The organism is Paraburkholderia phymatum STM815, from assembly GCF_000020045.1.
Lineage (GTDB): Bacteria > Pseudomonadota > Gammaproteobacteria > Burkholderiales > Burkholderiaceae > Paraburkholderia > Paraburkholderia phymatum.
Genome location: NC_010623.1, coordinates 723,518 through 739,104 on the forward strand (window position 1 = coordinate 723,518; position 15,587 = coordinate 739,104).

A 15,587-nucleotide genomic window follows, 5' to 3' on the forward strand; every position below is an offset into this window, starting at 1 on the left:
TACCGCCATCGAACGATGCGCGTCTCCCAGCCGTCTCACGCAGAAGTGAGACGATCGTCTCAAGCGTCTCGCGTGTTGCAATGCAGTGTGATCGCGCGGCCGGGATGTGCTACAAGAAGGTCGGACCGCAGAGACCCGCGCGTTCAATCGACCGTTATCGACGGAGCCGGCCATGCCTTACGTCTCTCAGTCGCAGCATATCGACCGCGTGCGCGGCGCCATCGAAGGACGCCTGCCCGCGCCCGGCAATTCGTCACGCCTCGTCTCGTCCTGGCAGCGTTCGTATGAGCAATACCGGCTCGATCCCGGTTCGGTGATCGGGCCGCGCGTGCTGACGTCGTCTGAGTTGCGCGATGTGCAGGGCAAGGAGGAAGCGTTCTTGCGCGCATCGGGCCAATGCCTCGCGCGGCTTCACGACATGATCCGCATGGCCGACTACTGTGTGATGCTCACCGACGCACACGGCGTCACGATCGATTACCGCATCGATCGCGACCGGCGCGGCGATTTCAAGCATGCGGGCCTCTACATCGGCTCATGCTGGTCGGAGCGCGAAGAAGGCACCTGTGGCATCGCGAGCGTGCTCACGGATCTTGCGCCCATCACCGTGCACAAGACCGATCACTTTCGCGCTGCATTTACGACGCTCACGTGCAGCGCATCGCCGATCTTCGCGCCGACGGGCGAACTGATCGGCGTGCTCGACGCGTCCGCCGTGCAATCGCCCGATAACCGCGACAGCCAGCGGCTGGTGTTTCAACTCGTGCGTCAGAGCGCGGCGCTGATCGAGGACGGTTACTTTCTCAACCAGACCGCGCAGCACTGGATGATCTTCGGTCACGCAAGCCGCAACTTCGTCGAAGCACAGCCGGAGGTGCTGATCGCGTTCGACGAATGCGGCAACATCGCCGCGTCTAACCGCAAGGCGCAGGAATGCATCGCGGGCCTGAACGGGCCGCGTCACGTCGACGAAATCTTCGATACGTCAGCCGTGCATCTGCACGACGTGGCGCGCACCGATACGATCATGCCGCTGCGTCTGCGGGCGACGGGCGCCGTGCTCTATGCGCGTATTCGCGCGCCGCTCAAGCGTGTTTCGCGCAGTGCCTGCGCAGTATCCCCTTCTCATTCGGGCCAGGGCACGCACGATGCGCACAATGACACCAACCTCGACGCCATCAGCCGCTTTCTGCACAGCCGCGACTCGCGTATCGCGCGCAATGCGGAAGTCGCGCTGCGCATCGCGGGCAAGCATCTGCCTATTCTGATTCTCGGTGAGACGGGTGTTGGCAAGGAGGTGTTCGCGCAGGCGCTGCATGCGTCCGGGGCACGGCGCGCGAAGCCCTTCGTCGCGGTGAATTGCGGCGCGATTCCCGATTCGCTGATCGAAAGCGAACTGTTCGGCTATGCGCCGGGGGCGTTCACGGGCGCGCGCAGCCGCGGCGCGCGCGGCAAGATCGCGCAGGCACACGGCGGCACACTGTTTCTCGACGAGATCGGCGACATGCCGCTCAATCTGCAGACGCGTCTGCTGCGCGTGCTGGCCGAAGGCGAAGTGCTGCCGCTCGGCGGCGATGCGCCCGTGCGCGTGGATATCGACGTAATCTGCGCGACGCACCGCGATCTGGCGCGCATGGTCGAAGAAGGCACGTTCCGCGAAGACCTGTATTACCGGCTGAGCGGCGCAACACTGCATATGCCGCCGCTGCGCGAACGCGCCGATATTCTCGACGTCGTGCACGCCGTGTTCGACGAAGAAGCGCAAAGCGCGGGGCACGTGCTCACGCTGGATGGACGGCTCGCGGAGCGTCTCGCGCGTTTCTCGTGGCCGGGCAATATCCGGCAACTGCGCAACGTGCTGCGCTATGCGTGTGCCGTGTGCGATTCGACGCGCGTGGAATTGCGGCACGTTTCACCCGATGTGGCTGCATTGCTCGCGCCCGACGAAGCGGCTTTACGGCCTGCGCTGGCGCTCGAAAACGACGAGCGCGCGCGGATCGTCGATGCGCTCACGCGGCATCATTGGCGGCCGAATGCAGCAGCCGAAGCGTTGGGCATGTCACGCGCGACGTTGTATCGAAGGATTGCGAAGCTGGGGATCGTCGGGCCGCATCGCAGTTGAAGCGAGCCACTACCCCGCATTGAGCGCCGCGATATGCTTGCCAAGCTCGCACAGGCGCTCGCGCAACTCCCGCGGACCGAGTACTTCGACATGCCCCGCAAAGCCGAGCAACTGCTCCGCGGCATAGCCGTACTGTTCGACTGGCAACGTGACTTCCTGCCAGCCGTCCTGCCCTGAAGGCGGCGCAATCTGCGCCTGTTCGACAGCCGCCGCGCCGAGCCGATACAGCCGCGTCATGCCTTCCGGCGACAGTCGCAACCGCGCCGTATGCCTGAGCAGGCTCCTCTCGAACGACGCGACAGCCGCCGTCCACTCTTCGCGCAGATCGAAACCATCCGGACGTTCGAACGTTTCATCATGCACCGTCAATTGCGCGATGCTCGACACGCGATAAGTGCGCAACTGCGTTCGCACGCGCGTGACCAGATACCATTCGCCACCCTTCAGCACGAGGCCGAGCGGATCGCGCACGCGCACGCCTTCTTTGTCGTCGGTGCCATTCCACGTGCGGTATTGCATCGATACCCGCTTCTGTTCCCACACGGCGCCCGCGAGCATGGTCAACCACGGCGTGGGCGTCGGCCGCTGATACCAGCCGACGGGATCGATATGCACGCGCGAGCCGATGCGCGACGTATCGGGCGCGGCATCGGGCAACGCGGTGACGAGTTTCAGCTGTGCAGCCCGCAACTGTTCCGCTAGTCCGAGATCGGATGCCGCGCCCGTCAGCCCCGCAATCGAAAGCGTTTCGGCTTCCGCCCTCGTAATGCCCGTCAGCTTGGCGCGATAACCGTCGAGCAGCGCAAAGCCGCCGCCCGGCCCGCGATCCGCATACACAGGCACGCCCGCCGCACTCAACTGGTCGATGTCGCGATAGACCGTGCGGATCGATACGTCGAACTCGTCGGCAAGCGCCTGCGCGGTCACGCGGCCTTTCACCTGCAGCATCAACAGCATCGAAACCAGCCGGCTTGTCGCCATTTTTCACGCCCTTCCTAATTCATGACATAGGTTGTCAGTTATTGACGAGTATAAAGCGAGTTATAGACGATGAACCATTGAGGTGTGGGTTATGCACGTTACGTACGCAACGCGCTTTCAGGTCCTGCCCGACAGGCTCGAACGCTTTATGACATTGCTGAACGGCGTGCTGGACGCCATGCGCAAAGAATCCGCTTTCCGTGAAGCGGTGCTGCATCGCGATCCTGATTCGGCGTGCCGTCTGCTGCTGGTCGAAACATGGCAAAGCCATGACGAAGCGAACGGCGAGCAGATTCATCGGCCGTATCGGCGGGCGTATCACGAAGCACTCGCCGATCTGCTCGTGCGTCCGCGTGAAGTCACCGAATGGCGCACGCTGCGCACAGACCGGCGCGCTATGCAGCACGAATCGCAGATCGAGTCCCCGCTCGCATCGCGTCACGCGGGCGAGACAGTCGAGGCGCGCGCATGAGCACGGCGGCGGCCGTGCCGCATCAAAGGGGCAGCCTGAGCGTCATGCAAGGCGCGGCGCTCTATGTGGGCGCCGTGCTCGGCACGGGCGTGATCGCGTTGCCAGCGCTCGCGGCGGCAGCGGCCGGCCCGGCGTCACTCGTCGCGTGGCTGGCGCTCGTGCTGCTGTCCGCGCCGCTTGCGGCTACGTTCGCCGCGCTCGGTGCGCGCTACCCTGATGCGGGCGGCGTCTCCACTTACGTGCGCAATGCATTCGGCCCGCGTGCCGCGGCTGTCGTCGGATGGTGCTTTTACTTTGCGGTGCCGGCAGGCGCGCCTGCTGCAGCGATGTTCGGTGGCGCCTATGTCGCGGCGGCGTTCGGCGGCGGCGAGTGGACCGTGATCGGCACGGCTGCCATATTGGTGTTCACTGTGACACTCGCGAACGCACTCGGACTGACGGTATCGGGTCGCCTGCAACTCCTGCTCGCGGTGTTGCTCGTTGCGCTGTTGCTGGCGGCTGTCATCGCGTCGGCGCCGCATGCGCAGCTGGCGAACCTGCAGCCGTTCGCACCACATGGCTGGCTCGCGGTGTTTCCGGCCGCCGCGTTGCTCGTGTGGAGCTTCGCGGGTTGGGAAGCCATCACGCATCTGGCCGCGGAATTCCGCCATCCTGCGCATGATCTTCCGCTGGCTGCGGGCATTGCCGTCGTCGTGGTCGGCGTACTGTACATGGGCGTCGCGACGATGAGCGTCATGGTGCTTGGGCCGAAAGCGGGAACGTCGAGCGCGCCGCTCGCCGAACTGCTTGCGCGGGGCCTCGGCGGCAAGCTGCACATGCTCGCTGCCGTCGCCGCGCTGCTGCTCACGCTCGGCACGATGAACGCGTACTTCGCGGGCGCCGCGAAACTAGGCGCGGCGCTCGGCCGTGACGGCGCGCTACCGCAATGGCTCGCACAAGGCAGCCGCGCAGGCGACGTGCCGCGTCGCAGTCTGTTCACGATCGCAGCACTTGCGACGCTTGCCCTGATCGTCGTCGTCATCGCCGGCGTCGGTCCAAGGCCGCTCGTGCTGCTGACCACCGGCTCGTTCGTTACCGTGTACGCGCTCGGCATGGCGGCTGCACTGCGTCTGCTGCCGCGCGGCAGCTGGCCGCACCTATGCGCGCGCGTCGCACTCGTTGCCGTCGCTGGACTGTGTTGCGCGACGGGCTGGTATCTCTTGTGGCCGCTCGTCATTACTGGCTGCGCACTGCTGTACTTGCGCGTGCGACGTGTATCCGTTTCGAGTGCGAGGACAATCCCATGAAGATGCAACGCACACCCAAAAACCAATTGACAGCACATCGATGTCAAGACACACTCGAATGCATGCTGACGCTCATCACAAACGCCTACATCATTAAAAACCGTACTGCACGCCATCGCGGCGGGCCTATGGGAGCGTGTGTGCGTTAGACATTTGCAGCAGTCGGCAAAACGATCCCAAGGCCCCGCCGGAAACGGAAGGGGCCTTTTGTTTTGGGTGTGCCTTCCGTCCTCCGGCTCAATTGACGGAGTGCATGATGGACAAGGCTTGCCAGCAGTTCACCGATGACGAATCACCTTGTTTTTCCCGACCGCAAGAGGAGCGGTTACCCAGTGTCGTCATTCACTTCGCAGTGCAACCCGGCGCGACGATGTCGTGGCGCGTCGAGGCGAACACCGAACTTCTCGTGCAGGGCGCGCGCGTGTGGTTGACGCGCACCGCGTCGCCATATGACCACTGGCTGCAGATCGGCGCGACGTTCCGTCTGCATCGCGGCGAGCGCGTCTGGGTCAGCGTGGACGGCGACGTGCCCGCGCGTCTCTCGCTGACCACGCATCCCGTGAAATCGAGCGGCATGTTGGTCCGCCTGCTCGAGCGTTGTTCTTCGCTGGGTGCGGATATTTTTGCGCCGCGCTCTCGTTGAAGGCTCCGTGTGGCCGCGCTTTCGTTGGATGTGCGTGCAATAAAAAAGGCTCATACATCGTACGAGCCTTTCTATGCCGCTATGTCGCGTGACAAACCGCTCAACGGCGGTGCGTCACGCGATGCTTCTGCACGTGGATCAAACGCGTTCAATCGCGATCGCAATGCCCTGGCCGACGCCGATGCACATCGTGCACAGCGCGAAGCGGCCTTGCGTACGTTGCAGCTGATACATCGCCGTCGTCACCAGACGCGCGCCGCTCATGCCGAGCGGATGGCCCAGCGCAATCGCGCCGCCGTTCGGATTCACGCGGGCGTCGTCATCGGCGACACCGAGCGCACGCAGCACGGCGATGCCTTGCGATGCGAACGCCTCGTTCAGTTCGATTACGTCGAATTGGTTGATGTTCATGTTCAGGCGAGCGAGCAGCTTTTGCGTCGCGGGCGCCGGGCCGATGCCCATCACACGCGGCGCAACGCCTGCCGTCGCGATGCCGAGCACCCGCGCACGCGGCGTCAGGCCAAAGCGCTTCGCTGTTTCCGCGTTGGCGAGCAGCAGCGCCGCTGCGCCGTCGTTGACGCCCGACGCGTTGCCCGCCGTCACTGTGCCGTCCGGACGCACGACACCTTTGAGCTTCGCGAGCGCTTCGAGGCTCGTCTCGCGAGGATGCTCGTCTCTAGATACAACGATCGCATCGCCCTTCTTTTGCGGAATCGTCACGGAGACGATTTCCTGCGCGAGCGTGCCGTCCTGCTGGGCGCGCGCAGCCTTCTGCTGGCTGCGCAGCGCGAACGCGTCCTGGTCGGCGCGGCTGATGTTGTAATCGGTCGCGACGTTCTCGCCCGTTTCGGGCATCGAGTCGACGCCGTACAGCTGCTTCATCAGCGGATTGACGAATCGCCAGCCGATGGTCGTGTCGTAAATGTCGGCCTGACGCGAGAAGGCGCTGGTCGCCTTGCCCATCACGAACGGCGCGCGGCTCATGCTTTCGACACCGCCCGCGATCATCAGCCCCGCCTCGCCCGACTTGATCGCACGCGCCGCGATGCCGACGGCATCCATGCCCGAGCCGCACAGACGGTTCACCGTCGAGCCCGGCACGTCCTTCGGCAGACCCGCGAGCAGCAGCGACATGCGCGCGACGTTGCGGTTATCTTCGCCGGCCTGGTTCGCACAGCCGTAGATCACGTCGTCGATCACGCTCCAGTCGACTTCCTTGTTGCGCTCCATCAGCGCCTTGAGCGGCACGGCGCCGAGATCGTCGGCACGCACCGACGACAGCGAACCCGCATAGCGGCCAATGGGCGTGCGAATCGCGTCGCACAGGAGGGCTTCAGTCATGAGATGTCTCCAGTAATGGCGAGGGCCGGCGTATCGTGGGAGGCGCCGGCGTCGGCGCATTGGGCAGCGCCAGAAAAACGTGCCGACCGAATCAATATTGTTCTATACTCGAACAAACGATCATCTATCGAACATTTCAGGTTCGATAATAGGCGGGTGGCGGAAAGACTGTCAAGCTTGCTGGCGGCTCGGGGCCCCTGAGATCCAGCAATAACGTGCAGCAAAAGCGGCGGGAATCGGTGCCGTGCCGCAGGCGGCCAGTGCGTTTCCCGCGGGAACGCCGGATTTGGCGAATCCCAGCGCTTGCGCTATCGTCACGGCTTTTCGCAGGCTAACAGCCGCCCACTTCGAATCCGAACGTTTCGCACCGAGTTCACACAGGCCATGAGCAAAGTCCCAACAGAGACCCAAGCCGTCCCCGCCAGCGAGACGGATGCTCCCGACAAACCGGGCGACTCGTACGTGCAGTCGTTCGCGCGCGGCCTGGCGGTGATCCGGGCGTTCAACGCCGAGCGGCCCGAACAGACGCTCACGGACGTCGCTTCTGCGACGGGCCTGACGCGTGCCGGCGCGCGCCGCATCCTGCTGACGCTGCAGACACTGGGTTACGTCGAAGCCGAAGGCCGCCTGTTCCGCCTGACGCCGAAGATTCTCGACCTCGGTTTCGCCTACCTGACGTCGATGCCGTTCTGGAATCTCGCCGAGCCGTTCATGGAAGAACTGTCGGCGCAAGTGCACGAGAGCTGCTCGGCGGCCGTGCTCGACCGTACGGAGATCGTCTACGTGCTGCGCGTGCCGACGCACAAAATCATGACGATCAACCTGTCGATCGGCAGCCGCTTGCCTGCGTATTGCACGTCGATGGGTCGCGTGCTGCTGTCGGCGCTCGACGAGGCGACGCTCGACGCGACGCTCGACGCTTCGCGCATCACCGCGCACACGCCGCGCACGATCACCGACAAGGACGAGTTGAAGAAAGTGATCGCGCAGGTACGCACCCAAGGCTGGGCCGTCGTCGATCAGGAACTGGAAGGCGGACTGATTTCGCTGTCAGCGCCGATTCGCAACCGGCGCGGCCAGATCATCGCCGCGATGAACATCAGCGGCAATGCACAGCGCAACTCCGCGAAACAGATGGTCAAGGCGTTTCTCGAACCGTTGCAAAAAGCCGCGCAGTCGGTGTCCAACATGGTCGCGCTGCGCGGCTAGCAAGAAGCATCAACGGCCCAGATAACGCTCCACCAGACGCGTCCAGTAGGCTGCGCCGATGGGCAGATTGCGGTCATTGAAGTCGTAGTGGGGGTTGTGCACCATGCATCCGTCCTCACCGACGCCGTTGCCGAGTCGCAGGAACGAGCCCGGCCGCTGTTCGAGCATGAACGCGAAGTCTTCGCTGCCCATCAGGATGTCCGCGTTCGGCTCGACGTTAGCGGCACCGACCAGTTCGCGCGCCACCTGAATCGCGAATTCGGTTTCGTCGTCAGTGTTGACGACGACGGGATACCCTTCGACATAATCGACATGCGCCTTGCCGCCGTAGCTCGCTGCCTGCGTTTCCGCGAGTTCGGTGATGCGCTCCTTCAGCAGCGCGCGCACTTCCGGGCTGAACGAGCGCACGCTCAGTTCCAGCTTTGCGCTCGACGGAATCACGTTGTTCGCGACGCCCGAGTGCATCGTGCCGACTGTCACCACGGCGGGCTGCGCTGGATTCACGTTGCGTGCGACGATGGTCTGCAATGCCATCACGATGCTCGACGCAATCACGATGGGATCGACGGTCAGATGCGGGCGCGCTGCGTGGCCGCCGACGCCTTCGATGGTGATCGTCGCCTTGTCGCCCGCCGCCATGAAAGCGCCCTTGCGGAACAGGAACTTGCCCGGCTCAGCGCCCGGATGGTTGTGCACGCCGAACACGGCGTCGCACGGAAAACGCTCGAACAGGCCGTCTTCGATCATCTTCTTCGCGCCACTGTCGATGCCGCTTTCCTCGGCCGGCTGAAAGTACAGATGCACGGTGCCCGAAAAATTGCGTGTCTTCGCGAGATGCTGCGCGGCGCCGAGCAGCATCGTCGTATGGCCGTCGTGCCCGCATGCATGCATCTTGCCGTGTGTGCCGCTCGCGTAGGGCAACCCCGTCTGTTCGACGATGGGCAGCGCATCCATGTCCGCGCGCAGGCCGATGCTGCGCGTGCCCGCGCCCACTTTCAGCGTACCGACCACGCCCGTCTTGCCGACACCGCGCGTCACCTGCCAGCCCCATGCTTCGAGCTTCTCGGCGACGAGTGCAGCCGTCGCGACTTCCTCGTACGCGAGTTCCGGATGGTGATGGATGTGGTGACGAATGTCGCGCAGCGCGGCGGCTGCGGGTTCGAGGTCGGCGATTTCGGTCAGGCGGGCGGCGTCGGTCATCAGGTGTACTCCGGGTTTACTCGCTGCGTCGCGTGCGCAGCGTTAAACCGCAGACTATAACAACGCGTGGTCTTTCCGGTAAGACGGACGTGCGCGGGACTTACTTAACGCTTTCGCGTGAGACCTGCGCATTCGCCGTTGCTTCGCGTGCAGGCTGCTGTGCAGTCCCTTTCAGAACGTCGACGAAGGCGAGACCCGCTTGTTCGAGCGAACCGGAATTGTCGATATGCGTGAGATGCGCGCCGTCGGGCAACGTGAATGGCGCCTGACGCGCGAGGCGCGCGGCGACCTGCTCTTGCGTTTCACGTCCGCGTGCCGACAGACGCGCCGCGAGAATGTGCGGCGCAGCGTGAATATGCACGACTTCCAGGTGCTGATAGCGCTTCAACGCACGCGACAGATAGGCACGCGACCCATTGACGACGACCGTGCAGCCCCGATCGAGCCACGCATCGATCTCGATGCCGATGCCGTAATGCAACTCGTGGCTCGACCATTCGAGCGCAAACAGGCCTTGCGCCGAGCGCGCCGCGAACTCTTCGCGTGTCAATGCAATGTGATTCTCGTTGTGCCCCGTCTCGCGCGTGATATAGCGATGCGCGAACAAGATGGACGAGCCCGCCACATGCTCGCGCGCGAAATGCAGCAGGGAATCCTTGCCCGCGCCCGACGGCCCGACCACATAGATCAGGCGCCCTTTCATGGGCCCTCCCGCTGCGCGATCTCTGCGGTGAACGCGAGCCGTTGCCACAGCATGAACGGCTCGCCGGGCGCGGGCTCGACGAAGATCGCCGCGCCGTCGATCGGCAAAGGCCCGAGACGTTGTGCCTCGCGCTGCCACCACGCGACGATCGCGTCGCGATCGCCGGCCTGATCAAGCGAATTGGACAATGTCATGTGAAAGCGAAACTCATCGAGCACGTAAGGATATCCCCATTCGACGACGAGTTCGCGCTGGCGTTCCGTCAGCGGAGCTTCCATGCGCCTGGCGATATCCGCGGCGGACGGCTTCATGCGCAGCGGCGTGAAGGTGCGCAACGCATTTTCGGCAAGCGTGCGCATCTGTTCGTCGCCTGAAGGCGTGGCGGGACGCAGCGCAACGAAGTCGCCCAAGGTAGCCGCTTCTACGGCCAATGAAAACGGCTCTTGCTGTTGCGCCCAACGTTCCGCAGCGTCCAGCAGGTCGGCCACCGTCACGTTGCCCGCGAGATGGAACGGCGCCACCAGCGTGCCATGCCAGCCGTAGCGACGCGGCGACGCCGTCAGTCGGCCGAGCGCTTGCGACAGTGCGGGCGCGTCATGCGGATCGCGTGTCGCGCCGCTTTCGGCATCGCGCCCGAGCCACGCCGAGCCCGCGTCCCACCATCCGGATGCGCGCGCCGGCGCGTAATAGATCGCGAAGCGTGCCTGCGCAGACCATGCGTTCCGAACGGTCGCGCTCATAGGTCGTGCTCGACCATCAGTTGCACGCGGTCGGCGGCGAAATGCGTGAAGCCGTATTTGATCGGCGTGCCTTCCGTGTCGACATCGACGTTCTCGACCCACAACACCGGCTGCTGCCGGTTGATGCCAAGACGCCGCGCGACTTCCGGTTCCGGCAACACGCTGCCGATGCGGCTCCACTTGCGCAGATAGTCGGTCACGCCGTATTCGGCCATTGCCTTCGTGATGCCGCCCGCGCGTTCGAGCACATCGGGCAGATCCGCAAAGCGTGCAGCCGGGTAGAAGTTGCGCGCGTACGTGAGCGGCACGCTGTCCGCTTCATGCAGCGACTCGATGCGATACACGAACGCGCCCGCCCGCAGCCCCAGTGCCTTCGCGACGGTCGGGTCGGCCTTTACGCGCGCCGCCGACAGCATCGTGCCCGCCGGCGAATGCTGTTGCTGACGCAAGTTTTCGGTGAAACGCGTGCGCCGGCCGATGCTGTAATCGATCGCGCCTGGCTGCACGAACGTGCCGCGCCCCTGTTCGACACTCACGAGCCCCTGCGCCGCGAGACCCAACATTGCGCGCCGGATCGTGTGGCGGTTGACATCGAAACGCTTCGCCAGTTCGCCTTCGCTCGGCAAACGTCCGTCCTCGCCGAAGCCGCTCGCTGCAATCTCTTTCGCGAGAATCTGCTCGATCTGCCGCCACACGGCAACGCCCGCTCCCCGTTCGAGCATCACGCCCGGCGCTGCGTCGTCGTTCGATGTCATGGTGCTGTCATTCCCTTCGGTTCAAATAAGCGCTCTATGCATTGTAGTCCGCAAGCCGTGGCGGAAATATGAAACTGCGCCCGCCGTCACACAACAGCGATATGCCTACAAACGTCTAGACGTTTAGATGAATAGATGCTCAAATGTCCGGACGCTTCGCCGCCAGCTCTTCTCCAGGAAACTGCCAGGAACCCCGATGAGTGCCGCCGCCCCTCTCTCTTCAGACTCCCCCGATTCCGGCAACGCCGCACGCCGCGCATGGATGGCCGTGCTCGCACGCACGCCCCGCACCGATCTGGAAACCGCGCTGAACCGCGCGATGGAAGGCTCGCCGCTGCCCGCCTTCGACTGGCTGCGGCCGCCAGAAACCGGGCTTGCGATGGTGCGCGGACGCATCGGCGGCACGGGCGACGCGTTCAATCTCGGTGAAGCAACCGTGACGCGCGCGACGCTGCGGCTGCGCGACGCAACGGCTGACGTCGCGACCGTCGGCGTCGCATGTCACCTGGGCCGCGACCGCCGCCGCGCCGAACTCGCTGCTATCGCAGACGCGCTGCTGCAAACACCGCAGTATGCGAAGCGCCTGCACGCGCAACTGATCGCGCCGCTCGCTTCGCGACTCGCGGCCGCACGCGCGCAACGTCAACAGGACGCCGCATCGACGCGCGTCGAATTCTTCACGATGGGCCGAGGCGACTGATGAACACTCCCGCTCAATCTCCGCAGATCGCGCTGTCGACACTGGCACCGGGTTTCGCCGATCCCGTGCACGACACGCAGAGCGTGTTCCGTACGCTGCTGGATGCGCTGTCGCGTCCTGGCAAGATCGGCAAGATCGGCAACGTGCTGCCCGCTTCGCAAGGCGACGCGCGCAGCAGCTTGCCACGCGCGCGCGCGGATCTCGCCGCGTTCGCCGCGCTGCTCGCGCTGTGCGACTACTCGACGCCCGTCTGGCTCGCGCAGCCCGATGCCGTGCTCGGCTCCGCATTGCGCTTTCACACGGGCGCGCCGCTCGTCGACGAACCGCAAGACGCCGCGTTCGCCTATGTGCACGACGCGAGCACGCTGCCGCCGCTCTCCTGCTTCGCACTGGGCGAGCCGGAAACGCCGGAGCAGTCGGTGACGCTGATCGTTCGCGTCGAGTCCCTGACACAGGGCTCGCCCGTCGTGCTGCGCGGCCCCGGCATCGAGCGCGTGCGTACGATCGCGCCCGCCGGCCTGCCCGTGCGCTTCTGGCGCGAACGCGCGGAACTCGCGCCGCTCTTTCCCTGCGGCATCGACTGTTATCTCGTCTGCGGCGACACGCTGTCCGGCCTGCCCCGTACGACTCGCGTGGAGCTCGACTAATGTATGTTGCCGTCAAAGGTGGAGAGCGCGCGGTCGAAGCATCGTGGCGCCTGCTCGACAAGGCGCGCCGCGGCGACACGCAGCTCGCCGAGCTGAGCGTCGCGCAGATTCGCACGCAGTTGCGCCTCGCCGTCGCGCGGGTGATGACGGAGGGCTCCGTCTACGACGAAGAACTGGCGGCGCTCGCGATCAAGCAGGCGGCCGGCGATCTCGTCGAAGCGATCTTCCTGCTGCGCGCGTATCGCACGACGCTGCCGCGCTTCGGTTACACGCAGCCCGTCGATACGGAAGACATGCACATTGAGCGGCGCGTCTCCGCTACCTTCAAGGACGTGCCAGGCGGCCAGATGCTCGGCGCGACCTACGACTACACGCAGCGTCTGCTGGATTTCACGCTGCTGGCCGGGGGCGGCGACGCAAGCGCGCCGCAGATGAACCCCATCGGCCACAGTTTGCCTGAAGCGATGCCGCGCGTGGTCTCTCTGCTCGACAAGGAAGGCCTGATCGAACAGGAACGCGTGTCGCCAGGCGAACCCGAACCCGGCGATCTGTCGCGCGAACCGCTGTCGCTTCCCGCCAGCCGCGCGACGCGCCTGCAAAACCTCGCGCGTGGCGACGAAGGCTTTCTGCTAGCGATGGGCTACGCGACGCAGCGCGGCTATGCGCACTCGCATCCGTTCGCGGGCGAGATCCGCTTCGGCACCGTCGCGGTCGAAATGAAACTCGACGAACTCGGCATGGCCGTCGATATCGGCGAAATCGACGTGACGGAATGCCAGATGATCAACCAGTTCGCGGGCAGCACCCACGTGCCGCCGACGTTCACGCAAGGCTACGGTCTCGCGTTCGGTCATTCGGAGCGCAAGGCGATGGCGATGGCGCTCGTAGACCGCGCGCTGCGTGCCGAAGAACTCGGGGAGACGATCGGCTCGCCGACGCAGGACGCCGAATTCATGCTGTCGCACAGCGATAACGTCGAAGCGTCGGGCTTCGTGCAGCATCTAAAGCTGCCGCATTACGTCGACTTCCAGTCGGAACTGGAACTGGTGCGCCGTCTGCGTGCAAGGCATGCGGCGCAGGCAAATGACAACGACACTGGGGAGCAGTCCGCATGAACGCGCCCGACTCGACGATGCAAGGCGCCGCGCACGACAGCGCGGTTGAGGGCTACAACTTCGCGTATCTCGACGAACAGACCAAGCGCATGATCCGTCGCGCGTTGTTGAAGGCCGTGGCCGTGCCCGGCTACCAGGTGCCGTTCGCATCGCGCGAAATGCCGTTGCCGTTCGGCTGGGGCACGGGCGGCATTCAGGTGACGGCAGCCATCATCGGCCGCGGCGACACGCTCAAGGTGATCGATCAGGGCTCCGACGAAACGACGAACGCCGTCAACATTCGCCGCTTTTTCGCGCGCACGACGGGTGTCGACACGACACGCAGGACGAGCGAAGCGACCATCGTGCAGACGCGTCACCGAATCCCCGAAACGCCGCTCACCGACAAGCAGATCCTCGTCTATCAGGTGCCGATGCCGGAGCCGCTCTATAGGCTGGAGCCGCGCGTCGCAGAGTGCAAGAAGCTCCATGCGCTCGCCGATTACGGGCTGATCAGCGTGAAGCTCTACGAGGACATCGTGCATCTTGGCAGCATCGCGACGACCTATGACTACCCCGTGATCGTCAACGGACGCTATCTTGCGTCGCCGTCGCCGATTCCGAAGTACGACAATCCGAAGATGCACATGAACCCGGCGCTGCAATTGTTCGGTGCGGGACGCGAGCGGCGCATCCACGCGATCCCGCCTTATACGCCCGTAAAAAGCCTCGATTTCGACGACCATCCGTTCGAGGTGCAGCGCTGGGATCATGCGTGCGCGTTATGCGGATCGACCGAAAGTTTTCTCGACGAAATGATCGTCGACGACGCCGGCAAGCGCATGTTCGTCTGTTCCGACAGCGACTTTTGCCGCGAGCGACGCCAGGCGCACGGTATCGACAACATCGAAGGAGACGGTGCATGACGCCGCTTCTGAGCGCACGCGCGCTCACCAAACGTTATGGCGGCCGCAACGGTTGCCGCAATGTCAGCTTCGATCTGTATGCGGGCGAAGTGCTGTGCATCGTCGGCGAATCGGGGTCGGGCAAATCGACACTGCTCAATGCGCTCGCGCTGCGCACGCCCGCCGATTCGGGCACGTTGCATTATGCGAGCGCAAGCGGCGACACACTCGATCTGCTCGCGCTGTCCGAGCCGCGCAAGCGTCTGCTGATGCGCACCGAATGGGGTTTCGTGCAGCAGAATCCACGCGACGGACTGCGCAGCAGCGTATCGGCGGGCGCGAATATAGGTGAACCGTTGATGGCCGTCGGCGCACGGCACTACGGCAAGATCCGCGAAACCGCGACACAATGGATGTCGCGCGTCGAACTCGATGCTTCGCGTATCGATGAATTGCCGTCGGCGTTTTCGGGCGGCATGCAGCAGCGTCTGCAGATTGCGCGCAATCTCGTCACGGGTCCGCGCCTCGTGTTCATGGACGAACCCACGGCGGGTCTCGACGTATCCGTGCAGGCGCGCCTGCTCGATCTGCTGCGCACGCTGACGTCCACCCTGCATCTGTCCGTGCTGATCGTCACGCACGACATCGGCGTAGCGCGTCTGCTCCCGCACCGGTTGATGGTGATGCAAGGCGGCGAAGTGGTCGAAGCGGGTCTCACGGATCAGGTGCTCGACGATCCGCAACACCCATACACGCAAACGCTCGTCTCTTCCGTTTTGCCCGTTTGAG

The 15,587-nt window shown here is 64.5% G+C and carries 16 protein-coding genes; 10 read left to right on the forward strand and 6 right to left on the reverse strand.

What is annotated here, in order from left to right:
- Positions 1 to 172 precede the first annotated feature (172 nt).
- On the forward strand, positions 173 to 2,122 hold the full coding sequence (locus BPHY_RS19005) for a sigma-54-dependent Fis family transcriptional regulator (protein ID WP_012403066.1): 1,950 nt from the start codon (positions 173 to 175) through the stop codon (positions 2,120 to 2,122).
- Between the two features lie 9 nt (positions 2,123 to 2,131).
- On the opposite strand, the gene BPHY_RS19010 is transcribed toward BPHY_RS19005, so the two are convergent.
- The gene (locus BPHY_RS19010; RefSeq protein WP_012403067.1) at positions 2,132 to 3,103 is read right to left on the reverse strand and encodes a helix-turn-helix transcriptional regulator; all 972 of its coding nucleotides are present in this window, start codon (positions 3,101 to 3,103) and stop codon (positions 2,132 to 2,134) included.
- Positions 3,104 to 3,194: 91 nt separating this feature from the next.
- Between BPHY_RS19010 and BPHY_RS19015 the strand changes: the two genes are divergently transcribed.
- The 3 genes from BPHY_RS19015 (at position 3,195) to BPHY_RS19025 (ending at position 5,504) form a co-directional block, all read left to right on the forward strand.
- Entirely contained in the window at positions 3,195 to 3,575 is a 381-nt protein-coding gene (locus BPHY_RS19015; RefSeq protein WP_012403068.1) for a putative quinol monooxygenase, read from the forward strand.
- Positions 3,572 to 4,861: an APC family permease gene (locus BPHY_RS19020; protein WP_012403069.1), complete on the forward strand. Its 1,290-nt coding sequence runs from the start codon at positions 3,572 to 3,574 to the stop codon at positions 4,859 to 4,861. Before BPHY_RS19015 ends, BPHY_RS19020 begins: the two co-directional genes overlap by 4 nt.
- Positions 4,862 to 5,117: 256 nt before the next feature.
- Positions 5,118 to 5,504, forward strand: a complete 387-nt coding sequence (locus BPHY_RS19025; RefSeq protein WP_012403070.1) for a DUF2917 domain-containing protein — start codon at positions 5,118 to 5,120, stop codon at positions 5,502 to 5,504.
- A gap of 138 nt (positions 5,505 to 5,642) precedes the next feature.
- Here BPHY_RS19025 and pcaF read toward each other — a convergent pair whose 3' ends face one another.
- A complete protein-coding gene (pcaF, locus tag BPHY_RS19030) occupies positions 5,643 to 6,845 on the reverse strand; it encodes a 3-oxoadipyl-CoA thiolase (protein WP_012403071.1) in 1,203 nt (400 codons plus the stop codon).
- 384 nt (positions 6,846 to 7,229) lie between these two features.
- On the opposite strand from pcaF, the gene BPHY_RS19035 reads away from it, so the two are divergent.
- Positions 7,230 to 8,054, forward strand: a complete 825-nt coding sequence (locus BPHY_RS19035) for an IclR family transcriptional regulator (RefSeq protein ID WP_012403072.1) — start codon at positions 7,230 to 7,232, stop codon at positions 8,052 to 8,054.
- 9 nt (positions 8,055 to 8,063) lie between these two features.
- On the opposite strand, the gene BPHY_RS19040 is transcribed toward BPHY_RS19035, so the two are convergent.
- The 4 genes from BPHY_RS19040 to phnF form a co-directional block, all read right to left on the reverse strand.
- The gene (locus BPHY_RS19040; protein WP_012403073.1) at positions 8,064 to 9,254 is read right to left on the reverse strand and encodes a M20 aminoacylase family protein; all 1,191 of its coding nucleotides are present in this window, start codon (positions 9,252 to 9,254) and stop codon (positions 8,064 to 8,066) included.
- Positions 9,255 to 9,354: 100 nt separating this feature from the next.
- Positions 9,355 to 9,957, reverse strand: coding sequence for a phosphonate metabolism protein/1,5-bisphosphokinase (PRPP-forming) PhnN (gene phnN / locus BPHY_RS19045; protein WP_012403074.1), 603 nt, complete (start codon positions 9,955 to 9,957; stop codon positions 9,355 to 9,357).
- A complete protein-coding gene (locus BPHY_RS19050) occupies positions 9,954 to 10,697 on the reverse strand; it encodes a DUF1045 domain-containing protein (RefSeq protein WP_012403075.1) in 744 nt (247 codons plus the stop codon). Before BPHY_RS19050 ends, phnN begins: the two co-directional genes overlap by 4 nt.
- Positions 10,694 to 11,452, reverse strand: a complete 759-nt coding sequence (phnF, locus tag BPHY_RS19055; protein WP_012403076.1) for a phosphonate metabolism transcriptional regulator PhnF — start codon at positions 11,450 to 11,452, stop codon at positions 10,694 to 10,696. Before phnF ends, BPHY_RS19050 begins: the two co-directional genes overlap by 4 nt.
- Positions 11,453 to 11,648: 196 nt before the next feature.
- Here phnF and phnG point away from each other — a divergent pair, with 196 nt between their 5' ends.
- From phnG to phnK, 5 genes are read left to right on the forward strand one after another with little or no spacing between them, the layout of a single operon-like run.
- Positions 11,649 to 12,152 carry a phosphonate C-P lyase system protein PhnG gene (phnG, locus tag BPHY_RS19060; RefSeq protein ID WP_012403077.1) on the forward strand — a complete coding sequence of 168 codons (504 nt, stop codon included), beginning with the start codon at positions 11,649 to 11,651 and terminating at the stop codon, positions 12,150 to 12,152.
- Positions 12,152 to 12,799: a phosphonate C-P lyase system protein PhnH gene (gene phnH / locus BPHY_RS19065; RefSeq protein ID WP_012403078.1), complete on the forward strand. Its 648-nt coding sequence runs from the start codon at positions 12,152 to 12,154 to the stop codon at positions 12,797 to 12,799. The genes phnG and phnH overlap by 1 nt, the downstream gene beginning before the upstream one ends.
- Complete coding sequence (locus tag BPHY_RS19070) at positions 12,799 to 13,914, forward strand: carbon-phosphorus lyase complex subunit PhnI (RefSeq protein ID WP_012403079.1); 1,116 nt, start codon at positions 12,799 to 12,801, stop codon at positions 13,912 to 13,914. Before phnH ends, BPHY_RS19070 begins: the two co-directional genes overlap by 1 nt.
- Entirely contained in the window at positions 13,911 to 14,819 is a 909-nt protein-coding gene (locus BPHY_RS19075) for an alpha-D-ribose 1-methylphosphonate 5-phosphate C-P-lyase PhnJ (RefSeq protein ID WP_012403080.1), read from the forward strand. Before BPHY_RS19070 ends, BPHY_RS19075 begins: the two co-directional genes overlap by 4 nt.
- On the forward strand, positions 14,816 to 15,586 hold the full coding sequence (gene phnK / locus BPHY_RS19080; RefSeq protein ID WP_012403081.1) for a phosphonate C-P lyase system protein PhnK: 771 nt from the start codon (positions 14,816 to 14,818) through the stop codon (positions 15,584 to 15,586). Before BPHY_RS19075 ends, phnK begins: the two co-directional genes overlap by 4 nt.
- The last annotated feature ends 1 nt before the right edge of the window (position 15,587 follow it).

Excerpts from the sequence above, each read along its gene's own strand:
- BPHY_RS19050 (WP_012403075.1), bottom strand. The coding sequence starts at position 10,697 with ATGAGCGCGACCGTTCGGAACGCATGGTCTGCGCAGGCACGCTTCGCG.
- BPHY_RS19005 (WP_012403066.1), top strand. The coding sequence starts at position 173 with ATGCCTTACGTCTCTCAGTCGCAGCATATCGACCGCGTGCGCGGCGCC.
- BPHY_RS19035 (WP_012403072.1), top strand. The coding sequence starts at position 7,230 with ATGAGCAAAGTCCCAACAGAGACCCAAGCCGTCCCCGCCAGCGAGACG.
- phnK (WP_012403081.1), top strand. The coding sequence starts at position 14,816 with ATGACGCCGCTTCTGAGCGCACGCGCGCTCACCAAACGTTATGGCGGC.
- BPHY_RS19025 (WP_012403070.1), top strand. The coding sequence starts at position 5,118 with ATGGACAAGGCTTGCCAGCAGTTCACCGATGACGAATCACCTTGTTTT.
- phnH (WP_012403078.1), top strand. The coding sequence starts at position 12,152 with ATGAACACTCCCGCTCAATCTCCGCAGATCGCGCTGTCGACACTGGCA.
- phnN (WP_012403074.1), bottom strand. The coding sequence starts at position 9,957 with ATGAAAGGGCGCCTGATCTATGTGGTCGGGCCGTCGGGCGCGGGCAAG.
- phnF (WP_012403076.1), bottom strand. The coding sequence starts at position 11,452 with ATGACATCGAACGACGACGCAGCGCCGGGCGTGATGCTCGAACGGGGA.
- BPHY_RS19020 (WP_012403069.1), top strand. The coding sequence starts at position 3,572 with ATGAGCACGGCGGCGGCCGTGCCGCATCAAAGGGGCAGCCTGAGCGTC.
- BPHY_RS19015 (WP_012403068.1), top strand. The coding sequence starts at position 3,195 with ATGCACGTTACGTACGCAACGCGCTTTCAGGTCCTGCCCGACAGGCTC.
- BPHY_RS19040 (WP_012403073.1), bottom strand. The coding sequence starts at position 9,254 with ATGACCGACGCCGCCCGCCTGACCGAAATCGCCGACCTCGAACCCGCA.
- BPHY_RS19010 (WP_012403067.1), bottom strand. The coding sequence starts at position 3,103 with ATGGCGACAAGCCGGCTGGTTTCGATGCTGTTGATGCTGCAGGTGAAA.
- pcaF (WP_012403071.1), bottom strand. The coding sequence starts at position 6,845 with ATGACTGAAGCCCTCCTGTGCGACGCGATTCGCACGCCCATTGGCCGC.
- BPHY_RS19070 (WP_012403079.1), top strand. The coding sequence starts at position 12,799 with ATGTATGTTGCCGTCAAAGGTGGAGAGCGCGCGGTCGAAGCATCGTGG.
- BPHY_RS19075 (WP_012403080.1), top strand. The coding sequence starts at position 13,911 with ATGAACGCGCCCGACTCGACGATGCAAGGCGCCGCGCACGACAGCGCG.
- phnG (WP_012403077.1), top strand. The coding sequence starts at position 11,649 with ATGAGTGCCGCCGCCCCTCTCTCTTCAGACTCCCCCGATTCCGGCAAC.